The sequence below is a fragment of the Streptomyces sp. NPDC048434 genome (assembly GCF_043200375.1).
GTDB lineage: Bacteria > Actinomycetota > Actinomycetes > Streptomycetales > Streptomycetaceae > Streptomyces.
Window position 1 is genome coordinate 54,961 of sequence record NZ_JBICXQ010000042.1, and the last position, 10,655, is coordinate 65,615.

Annotated in this window: 7 protein-coding genes; 6 read left to right on the top strand and 1 reads right to left on the bottom strand. The window is 70.6% G+C overall.

From position 1 onward, the window contains the following. Nucleotides 1–3 precede the first annotated feature (3 nt). From ACGFWI_RS35705 to ACGFWI_RS35715, 3 genes are all read left to right on the top strand, one after another. Nucleotides 4–714, top strand: a complete 711-nt coding sequence (locus tag ACGFWI_RS35705) for a helix-turn-helix domain-containing protein (protein WP_393910227.1) — start codon at nucleotides 4–6, stop codon at nucleotides 712–714. A gap of 192 nt (nucleotides 715–906) precedes the next feature. After that, a complete protein-coding gene (locus tag ACGFWI_RS35710) occupies nucleotides 907–1,701 on the top strand; it encodes an ABC transporter ATP-binding protein (protein ID WP_393910228.1) in 795 nt (264 codons plus the stop codon). A gap of 74 nt (nucleotides 1,702–1,775) precedes the next feature. Then, nucleotides 1,776–4,328: an ABC transporter permease gene (locus ACGFWI_RS35715; protein ID WP_393910229.1), complete on the top strand. Its 2,553-nt coding sequence runs from the start codon at nucleotides 1,776–1,778 to the stop codon at nucleotides 4,326–4,328. Nucleotides 4,329–4,420: 92 nt separating this feature from the next. On the opposite strand, the gene ACGFWI_RS35720 is transcribed toward ACGFWI_RS35715, so the two are convergent. Next, nucleotides 4,421–5,446, bottom strand: coding sequence for an ATP-dependent 6-phosphofructokinase (locus ACGFWI_RS35720; RefSeq protein WP_393910230.1), 1,026 nt, complete (start codon nucleotides 5,444–5,446; stop codon nucleotides 4,421–4,423). A gap of 232 nt (nucleotides 5,447–5,678) precedes the next feature. Here ACGFWI_RS35720 and pta point away from each other — a divergent pair, with 232 nt between their 5' ends. The 3 genes from pta (at nucleotide 5,679) to pyk (ending at nucleotide 10,517) form a co-directional block, all read left to right on the top strand. Beyond that, complete coding sequence (gene pta, locus ACGFWI_RS35725; RefSeq protein WP_393910231.1) at nucleotides 5,679–7,775, top strand: phosphate acetyltransferase; 2,097 nt, start codon at nucleotides 5,679–5,681, stop codon at nucleotides 7,773–7,775. A 41-nt stretch (nucleotides 7,776–7,816) separates the two neighbouring features. Next, nucleotides 7,817–9,028 carry an acetate kinase gene (locus ACGFWI_RS35730; protein ID WP_393910232.1) on the top strand — a complete coding sequence of 404 codons (1,212 nt, stop codon included), beginning with the start codon at nucleotides 7,817–7,819 and terminating at the stop codon, nucleotides 9,026–9,028. 61 nt (nucleotides 9,029–9,089) lie between these two features. Beyond that, entirely contained in the window at nucleotides 9,090–10,517 is a 1,428-nt protein-coding gene (gene pyk / locus ACGFWI_RS35735; RefSeq protein WP_393910233.1) for a pyruvate kinase, read from the top strand. Nucleotides 10,518–10,655: the final 138 nt, after the last annotated feature.

Here is a 10,655-nt window from a genome sequence, read left to right on the forward strand (position 1 = left end):
CGTGTGCCGGTGAATACGCAAGCCGGGGAGCCCCGTAGACCACCTTTCAACGCCGAGGCCGCCCGCCGGCTCCGCGAGGCCCTCGGGATGACCCCTGCGCATGTCGCCTACGGAATGTGGTCCGCCTTCGGAATACAAATGGCGCCGGGGACGGTGGTGTCCTGGGAATGGGGGGAGAGCGTCCCCTCGGAGGCCGAACTGACCGCGCTGGCCGGCGCCCTGTGGTGCGCACCGGGCGAGCTGCTCGACGCACCGGGCACCCTGCGCGAATACCGTCTGACGCTCGGCCTCGCCCCGGCGGACCTCGCGCTGCGCATCGGCATGGACCGGGCCACGTACGAACGCCTGGAGGACGGCGGGAAGTGGAGCGGCAACGACCGGCAGGCCGCGGCGCTCGCCGAGGTGATGGATCTGCCGCTGCCCGCCCTGATCCGCTTCACCGGCCGGGACGAGAAGCTGACCGACCTGCTGACCAGCGCCGCCACCACCCGCTGGCAGGCCTACGTCCGGCCGGTCGGCAAGGTCGTACCGCTGTCCAAGCAGCAGCTCCAGCACGTCCTGCAGGAGCTGCACGGCGAGTATCAGGCGACCATGACCGCTACGCTCAACTGGGGCGGCTCGGACAGCGCCGAGGAGTCCGGCAGGGCGGGACGGGCCTTTCTCGACGGCATCCTGGCGGAATTCTGGACGCGGGTCGGCGCGCAGCAGCCCTGAAAACCCTCCCGCACCCCTGAGACGCCCCGTCGGCCGCAGGTCGGACGGCCGTCCGTCCAGAGAATGACGCCGGGCGCCGTGGTGGCACTTCCGGCCGGTGCGGCTTTCGGTCCTTGCGGCTGAGGTCGGCGCCGACCTGCGCATTCAAGAATGGGGATGTCGAAATCTTCCGTCCCCTCTCCAGGAGTCCCCGTGTCCCACGCGGCTGCCCTTCCGGGTTTTCCCGGTTCCCCCGCCCCCACTCGCGCCGCCGTCGCCGCCCGCGCCACGGATCTGAGCAAGGTCTACGGCCAGGGGGAGACCCGTGTGGTCGCGCTGGACTCCGTCTCGGTCGAGTTCGGCAAGGCCCGGTTCACCGCGATCATGGGCCCGTCCGGCTCCGGCAAGTCCACGCTGATGCACTGCATGGCGGGCCTGGACGCGATCTCCGCCGGCTCGGCCCGGATCGGCGACGTGGAGCTGGCGTCGCTGAACGACAAGCAGCTGACGCGGCTGCGCCGGGACAAGATCGGCTTCATCTTCCAGGCGTTCAACCTGCTGCCGACGCTGACCGCGCTGGAGAACATCACGCTGCCGATGGACATCGCCGGCCGTAAGCCCGACCGGGAGTGGCTCAACGCCGTCATCGAGACCGTCGGCCTGTCCGGGCGGCTCGCGCACCGGCCGGCCCAGCTCTCCGGCGGCCAGCAGCAGCGGGTCGCGGTCGCACGGGCGCTGGCCGCCCAGCCGGAGATCATCTTCGCGGACGAGCCGACCGGCAACCTCGACTCCCGCTCGGGCGCCGAAGTACTGGGCTTCCTGCGGGAGTCGGTGCGGGCGATGGAGCAGACGGTCGTGATGGTCACCCATGACCCGGTCGCCGCGGGCTATGCGGACCGGGTGGTCTTCCTCGCGGACGGCCGGATCGTCGAGGAGCTCCACGACCCGACCGCGGACACCGTCCTGGACCGGATGCGGCTGTTCGACGCCAAGGGCCGTACGCGCTGACGCCGGCGCACCACGCGCCGCCCCCCGGGGCACTGCCCCTCTCCCGAGCCACCGGACCCAGGACTGACACCACCATGCTGCGTACTGCCCTGCGCAATGTCCTTGCGCACAAAGCCCGATTGATGATGACCGCGCTCGCGGTGCTGCTCGGCGTCGCCTTCGTCGCCGGCACCCTCATCTTCAGTGACACCGTCGGCGAGGCCATCAAGAAGGCCTCCGCCAGGAACCTCTCGGGGGTGGCCGTCTCCGTCAAGGCCGTCGCCGACGACAACACCCCGGAGAACGGCAAGGACGGCAAGCGCACCACCGTCCTCGACGACAAGCTGGTGGACACCGTCCGCGCGCTGCCCGGCGTGCAGTCCGTCCGGCGCAACGTCACCGGCACGGCGACCCTCGCCGGCCCGGACGGCATCCCGATCGGCAACGGCTGGCAGAACATCGCCGCCAACTTCCAGCCGGACAAGGACGGCTATGACGCCCGCTACCCGCTGATGCAGGGCCGCGGACCGACCGCCGGGGACGAGATCGCGCTGGACGAGGCCACCGCGGAGGCGGCCGGCCACAAGATCGGCGACGCCGTGCGGTTCGCCACCGACGGCCCGGTGCTGACGAAGAAGCTGGTCGGCATCGTCACCACCGAGGACCCGCAGGTGACCGCGGGCGGCAGCCTCGCGCTCTTCGACACCGCCACCGCGCAGAAGATGTATCTGCACCCCGGTCAGTTCGACGAGCTGGTGGTGGGCGCCGCTCCCGGCACCGATCAGCAGGCGCTGACCGGCAAGGTCCGCGAGGTCCTGCCCAAGAACCGGGCCGAGGCGGCCAGCGGCACCGAACTCGCCGCCGAGCAGTCCCGGATGATCACCGCCGCGAACAAGTCCCTGAGCCAGACGCTGCTGGTCTTCGCCGGTATCGCGCTGTTCGTCGGCATCTTCATCATCGCCAACACCTTCACCATGCTGATCTCCCAGCGCAGCCGGGAGATCGCCCTGATGCGCGCGGTCGGCGCCTCCCGCCGGCAGGTGGTCCGCTCGGTACTCGTCGAGGCGGGCCTGCTGGGCCTGCTCTCGTCCGTCATCGGGCTCGGGCTGGGCGCCGGGATCGCGGTGGGCCTGCGGGCGGTGCTCGACGCCAATGGCGCGGGCTTCCCGGACGGACCGGTCATCATCAGCCCGGCCGCGGTGCTCTCCTCGCTCGCGGTGGGTGTCGTGGTGACCGTACTGGCGGCCTGGCTGCCGTCCCGCAAGGCGGCGAAGATCGCCCCGGTCGAGGCGCTCAACACCGTCGAGGCGCCGCCGGCGCTGCGCAGCCTGGTGATCCGCAACTCCCTCGGCGCGGTCATCACCGGCCTCGGTGTGGCGGTCATGTTCTACGTCTCCACGCTGAAGTCCTCCGACGACATGCCGATCGCGATGGCGGGGTCGATGCTGACGCTGACCGGCGTCATCATCCTCGCGCCGCTGCTGTCGCGGCCCCTGGTCTCGCTGGCGGGCCTCCTCACCACCCGGCTCTTCGGCATCGGCGGCAAGCTGGCCAAGCAGAACGCGCTGCGCAACCCGCGCCGTACGGCGGCGACCGCTTCCGCCCTGATGATCGGTCTCACCCTGATCACCGGAATGACGGTCGTCGGGAACTCGGCACAGCAGGCCATGGACAAGATGACGGCCAACGGGCTGAAGGCCGACTACAAGGTCGCGACCTCGACGTTCATCGGCCTGGACACCGAACTGTCGAAGAAGGTGGCGGACCTCCCGGGCGTCGAGACGGCGGCCCCGCTGCGCAACTCGGGCTTCGAGGCCGGTGGACACTATGCGGACCTCACCGGCACCGACCTCGCGTCGGTCGGCAAGGTCGCCCAACTGGACTTCAAGAGCGGCTCCTTGGCGCACGCCGGAGCCGACGGCATCGCGATCTCCCAGACCTCGGCCAAGGAGAACGGCTGGCACACCGGCGACACCCTTGACGCGACGTTCGGCGACAAGAAGAAGGCGAAGCTGAGGATCACCGGCGTCTACGCGGACAACCCGGTGGTCGGCAACGCGATCGGCGCCACCTCCCTGGTCGATCCGCACATGTCCGAGCTGAAGAACGAACAGCTGCTGGTGAAGACCGAGAACGGCCCGACGGACGAGCTGGAGAAGCAGATCCGGCACGCGCTCGGCGACAGCCCGCTGCTGACGGTCCAGGACCACGCCGACCTGCGCAAGGAGACCGCCGGGCAGATCGAGACCGTGCTCTACATCGTCTACGGACTGCTGGGCATGGCCGTCATCATCGCGGTGGTGGGCGTCGTCAACACCCTCGCCATGTCGGTCTTCGAGCGGACCCGCGAGATCGGGATGCTGCGGGCGATCGGACTGGCCCGCAGCGGCATCAAGCAGATGGTCCGGCTGGAGTCGGTGGTCATCTCACTGTTCGGCGCGGTCCTGGGGATCGGCGTGGGGATCTTCCTCTCCTGGGCCGGCGGCAACCTGGTCAGCCAGGGGCTCCCGACGTACGAACTGCTGCTGCCCTGGGGCAGGCTCGGGCTGTTCCTGCTGATCGCGCTCGTCGTCGGGGTGCTGGCCGCGCTGTGGCCGGCCCGCCGGGCGGCCCGGCTGAACATGCTGGAGGCCATCGGCGCCCAGTGACCGTCTGACCGCCACCCCCCACAAAGGCGGCGCGCCTGCCCTCAACCGAGGGGAGGCGCGCCGCCGTTGGTGGTGCGGGGAAGTGCCCGGGCTCAGAAGACCGACTCGGCCTCGTCCATCCGCCACGCGGGCACCGTCTTGAGCTCGGTGACCGCCTCGTGCAGCGGCACCATCGTGATGTCGGTGCCGCGCAGCGCGGTCATCCTGCCGAAGTCGCCGCGGTGCGCGGCCTCGACGGCGTGCCAGCCGAAGCGGGTGGCGAGCACCCGGTCGTACGCGGTGGGGGTGCCGCCGCGCTGGACATGGCCGAGGATGACCGGGCGGGCCTCCTTGCCGAGGCGCGTCTCCAGCTCGACGGCGAGGTGGTTGCCGATGCCGGTGAACCGCTCATGGCCGAACTGGTCGATCGCGCCCTTCTTGTAGTCCATGGTCTCCTCGGCCGGGTGTGCTCCCTCGGCGACACAGACGACCGCGAACTTCTTGCCCCGGGCGAACCGCTCCTCGACCATCTTGACCAGGTCGTTCACATCGAAGGGGCGCTCGGGCAGACAGATGCCGTGGGCGCCGCCGGCCATCCCGGACTCCAGCGCGATCCAGCCCGCGTGCCGTCCCATCACCTCGACGACCATGACCCGCTGGTGCGACTCCGCGGTGGTCTTGAGGCGGTCGATCGCCTCCGTCGCGACGCCGACGGCGGTGTCGAAGCCGAAGGTGCGGTCGGTGGAGGAGATGTCGTTGTCGATGGTCTTGGGGACGCCGACGACCGGCATCCCGGCGTCCGCCAGCATCCGGGCGGCGGTGAGGGTGCCCTCGCCGCCGATCGGGATCAGGACGTCGATGCCGTAGTCCTTGGAGAGGTCCTTGGACTTGTCGCAGGCCTCGCGGAGCCGGTTGCGCTCCAGCCGGGACGATCCGAGGATGGTGCCGCCGCGGGCGAGGATGCCGCTGACCGCGTCGAGGTCGAGCTTGCGGAAGCGCCCTTCGAGCAGTCCCTTGAAGCCGTCCTCGAAACCTATGACCTCGTCGTCGTGCCCGGTGAGGGCGCGGTGGACAACAGACCGGATCACAGCATTCAGGCCGGGACAGTCGCCGCCTGCGGTGAGGACTCCGATACGCATCGTGCTGTGTCTCCTGTGCTCGCTGTTGGTTCGTGTGAGCCGGTCCGATTGTTTCACGGGCCGACCGGCCCTCCCCTCATACACAGACCCCACCCCTACTGTCCTCGCACGGGCTGGACAAGGGAAACTGGGAGAGCGACGTAGCCACACACGCAGGTATTGTCAAGAGGGGCAAGTCCACCTTAACGGCTGATTTTGACCTTGCGGCCACCGAATGGATCGGAGAGCACGCGTGACGCGCAGCGTGTACGTGACCGGTATCGACCGCGGCGACGGCCGCCAGGTCGTCGAGCTGGGGGTCATGGAACTGCTGACCCGCCATGTCGACCGGGTGGGGGTCTTCCGCCCACTGACCCACAGCGACGGCCCCGACCGGCTCTTCGACCTGCTGCGGGCACGCTACCGGCTCACCCAGTCCCCCGACGCGGTGTACGGCCTCAGCTACGAGGAGGCCGCCGCCCTCCAGGCCGAACGCGGCACCGACGAGCTGGTCTCCCGGCTCGTCGACCGCTTTCACGCCGTGGCCAGGGACTATGAGTTCGTCCTGATCCTCGGCTCGGACTTCGCAGGCACCAACCTCCCAGACGAGCTGAACCTCAACGCCCGGCTCGCCAATGAATGCGGCGCCGCCGTGCTGGCCGTCGTCGGCGGCCAGGGCCAGGAGGCCGAGTCCGTACGCGCCGAGGCCCGCAACGCCTACCGCGCCTACCACTCGCTGGGCTGCGATGTCGTGGCCATGGTCGTCAACCGGGTGGCGCCCGAGCATCGCGAGGCGGTCGTCGACCGGCTCTCCGCCCGGCTCCCCGTGCCCTGCTACGCGCTCCCCGAGGACGGCTCGCTCTCCGCGCCGACCGTCGGCCAGATCGTGCACACCCTGGGTGCCGAGGTGCTGCTCGGCGACGAGTCGGGGCTGGCCAGGGACGCCCGGGACTTCGTCTTCGGCGGCGCCATGCTGCCGACCTTCCTCAAGGCGCTGACCCCCGGCGCTCTCGTGGTGACCCCCGGCGACCGGGCGGACCTGGTCATCGGCTCACTCGCCGCACACAGCGCCGGCGCCCCGCCGATCGCCGGTGTGCTGCTCACCCTCGACGAGCGGCCCGGCCCCGACATCATGGCGCTGGCCGCCCGGCTCGCGCCCGGCACCCCGGTGGTCTCCGTACCCGGCGGCTCCTTCCCGACCGCGGCCGAGCTGTTCGCGGTCGAGGGCAAGCTCAACGCCGCCTCGCCGCGGAAGGCGGAGACCGCGCTCGGCCTGTTCGAGCGGCATGTGGACACCGTGGAGCTGACGAACCGCATCTCCGTCGCCCGCTCCGGCCGGGTCACGCCGATGATGTTCGAGCACGAGCTGATCGAGCGCTCCCGCTCCGGCCGCCGCCGGGTCGTCCTCCCGGAGGGGAGCGAGGAGCGGGTGCTGCGGGCCGCCGATGTGCTGCTGCGCCGCGATGTCTGCGATCTGACGCTGCTGGGCGAGGAGGAGGCGATCCGCAAGCGCGCCGCCGACCTGGCCATCGACCTGGCGGGCGCCCAGATCATCGACCCGCAGACCTCCGAGCTGCGCGAGCGGTTCGCCGAGCGGTACGCCGAGCTGCGCGCCCACAAGGGCGTCAGCGTCGAGCTGGCCTTCGACGTGGTCGCGGACGTCTCCTACTTCGGCACCCTGATGGTCCAGGAGGGCCTGGCCGACGGCATGGTCTCCGGCGCGGTGCACTCCACCGCGGCCACCATCCGGCCCGCCTTCGAGATCATCAAGACCAAGCCGGGCGCCCAGATCGTGTCCTCGGTGTTCTTCATGTGCCTGGCCGACCGTGTCCTGGTCTACGGCGACTGCGCGGTCAACCCGGACCCGAACGCCGAACAGCTGGCGGACATCGCCATCCAGGCGGCCGCCACCGCCGCCCAGTTCGGCGTCGAGCCGCGGATCGCGATGCTGTCGTACTCCACGGGCACCTCCGGCTCCGGCGCGGACGTCGACAAGGTCCGCAAGGCCACCGAGATCGTCCGCGAGCTGCGCCCCGATCTGATGGTCGAAGGCCCGATCCAGTACGACGCGGCGGTGGACGCGGCGGTCGCGCAGACCAAGCTCCCCGAGTCCGACGTGGCCGGCAAGGCCACCGTGCTGATCTTCCCCGACCTCAATACCGGCAACAACACCTACAAGGCCGTGCAGCGCTCGGCCGGTGCGGTCGCCGTCGGCCCGGTCCTGCAGGGCCTGCGCAAGCCGGTCAACGACCTCTCGCGCGGCGCCCTGGTCCAGGACATCGTCAACACCGTGGCCATCACCGCCATCCAGGCGCAGGGCGCCCGGCCCGGCGCCGGCCACACCGTCTGACCCGGCCGCTCCCCCGTCCGCACCTCATCGGAAAGCGCTACATGACTGCCACCGCCACCCGCGTCCTCGTCCTCAATTCCGGCTCCTCGTCGGTGAAGTACCAGCTGCTCGACATGCACGACGGCACCCGGCTCGCCACCGGCCTGGTCGAGCGGATCGGCGAAGAGAGCTCGCGCCTGGTCCACACCCCGCCGGCCTCCGGGGGCGGCAAGCGCGAGACCGAGGGCGCGATAGCCGACCACGAGGCCGCGCTGAAGGCCGTCGCCGCGGAGCTGGCCGCCGACGGGCTCGGCCTCGACTCCCCGCAGCTGGCCGCGATCGGGCACCGGGTGGTGCACGGCGGGCTGAAGTTCACCGAGCCGACCGTGATCGACGACGCGGTGCTCAAGGAGATCGAGCGGCTGGTGCCGGTCGCCCCGCTGCACAACCCGGCCAACATCACGGGCATCCGCACCGCCCGCGCGCTGCGACCCGACCTGCCGCAGGTCGCGGTCTTCGACACCGCCTTCCACACCACGATGCCGGAGTACGCGGCCCGCTACGCCATCGATGTGGCGACCGCCGACGCGCACCGCATCCGCCGCTACGGCTTCCACGGCACCTCGCACGCCTATGTCTCCCGCAAGACGGCGGCGCTGCTGGGCAAGGACCCCTCCGAGGTCAATGTCATCGTGCTCCACCTGGGCAACGGCGCCTCCGCCTCGGCGGTGGCCGGCGGCCGCTGTGTGGACACCTCGATGGGGCTGACCCCGCTGGAGGGCCTGGTCATGGGCACCCGCTCCGGCGATATCGACCCGGCGGTCACCTTCCACCTCCAGCGGGTGGCGGGGATGTCGACGGACGAGATCGACGTCCTGCTCAACAAGAAGAGCGGTCTGGTCGGGCTGTGCGGCGACAACGACATGCGGGAGATCCGGCGCCGGATCGACGCGGGTGACGAGCGCGCCCAGCTCGCCTTCGACATCTACATCCACCGGCTGAAGAAGTACATCGGCGCCTACAGCGCGGTGCTCGGCCGGGTCGACGCGGTGACGTTCACCGCGGGCGTCGGCGAGAACGCCGCCCCCGTCCGCGAGGCCGCCCTCGCGGGTCTGGAGGAGATGGGGATGGCCGTGGACGCCGCACGCAACGCCGTACGGTCCGACGAGCCTCGGCTGATCTCCCCGGAGCACTCCCGGGTCGCGGTCGCCGTCGTGCCGACGGACGAGGAGCTGGAGATCGCCCAGCAGACATACGCCCTGGTCAGCGGCTAGTACTCGGTGTTTCCGCCTACCGAAATATTCCGCTCCGAAACAAACCGATAGGATCCCGCCCATGCGCCGTTCCAAAATCGTCTGCACCCTGGGCCCCGCCGTCGACTCCTACGACCAGCTGAAGACGCTGATCGAGGCCGGCATGAACGTGGCCCGATTCAACATGAGCCACGGAACCCAGCCGGAGCACGAGGAGCGGTATCACCGCCTCCGCAAGGCCTCCGAGGAGACCGGCCGCGCCGTCGGCGTGCTGGCCGACCTCCAGGGCCCCAAGATCCGCCTGGAGACCTTCGCCGACGGCCCGGTGGAGCTGGTGCGTGGCGACGAGTTCGTCATCACCACCGAGGACGTCCCCGGTGACCGCACCATCTGCGGCACGACCTACAAGGGCCTGCCCGGCGATGTCTCCAAGGGCGACCCGATCCTGATCAACGACGGCAATGTCGCGCTCCAGGTCGTCGAGATCGACGGCTCGCGGGTGCGCACCATCGTCATCGAGGGCGGGGTCATCTCCGACCACAAGGGCATCAACCTTCCCGGCGCCGCGGTGAACGTCCCCGCGCTGTCCGAGAAGGACATCGAGGACCTCAAGTTCGCCCTGAAGATGGGCTGCGACATGGTCGCGCTGTCCTTCGTACGGGACGCCAAGGACGTCCAGGACGTGCACCGCGTCATGGACCAGGTCGGCCGCCGGGTCCCGGTCATCGCCAAGGTCGAGAAGCCGCAGGCGGTCGCCAACATGCAGGAGGTCGTGATGGCCTTCGACGCCGTCATGGTCGCCCGTGGTGACCTGGCGGTGGAGTACCCGCTGGAGAAGGTCCCGATGGTGCAGAAGCGCCTGGTGGAGCTGTGCCGCAGGAACGCCAAGCCGGTGATCGTCGCGACCCAGATGATGGAGTCCATGATCACCAACTCCCGGCCGACCCGCGCCGAGGCGTCCGACGTCGCCAACGCCATCCTCGACGGCGCCGACGCGGTCATGCTCTCCGCCGAGTCGTCCGTCGGCGCCTATCCGATCGAGACCGTCAAGACGATGTCGAAGATCGTCGAGGCGGCCGAGGAGGAGCTGCTCTCCAAGGGTCTGCAGCCGCTGGTGCCCGGCAAGAAGCCGCGTACGCAGGGCGGCGCGGTGGCCCGCGCGGCCTGCGAGATGGCCGACTTCCTGGACGGCAAGGCGCTGGTGGCCTTCACCAAGTCCGGTGACACCGCCCGCCGGCTCTCCCGCTACCGCGCGGCCCAGCCGATCCTGGCCTTCACCACCGAAGCCGCCACCCGCAACCAGCTCACGCTGAGCTGGGGCGTGGACAGCTTCGTCGTGGAGCACGTCGACAACACCGACGCGATGGTCGACCTGGTGGACGCCGAGCTGCTCAAGCTCAAGCGCTACAGCGAGGGCGACACCATGATCATCACCGCCGGTTCGCCCCCCGGCGTCCCCGGCACCACCAACATGGTCCGCGTGCACCACCTCGGCGGCGAGCAGGCCTGACGCCCCGGGCAACCGAAACGGGGGGGGGGGGGGGGGGGGGGGGGGGGGGGGGGCCGCCCCCCCCGGGGGGGGGCGGGGCGGGGGGGGGGGGGGGCGGGCGCGCGGGGGGGGGGGGCGCCCGCGGGGGGGGGGGGGGGC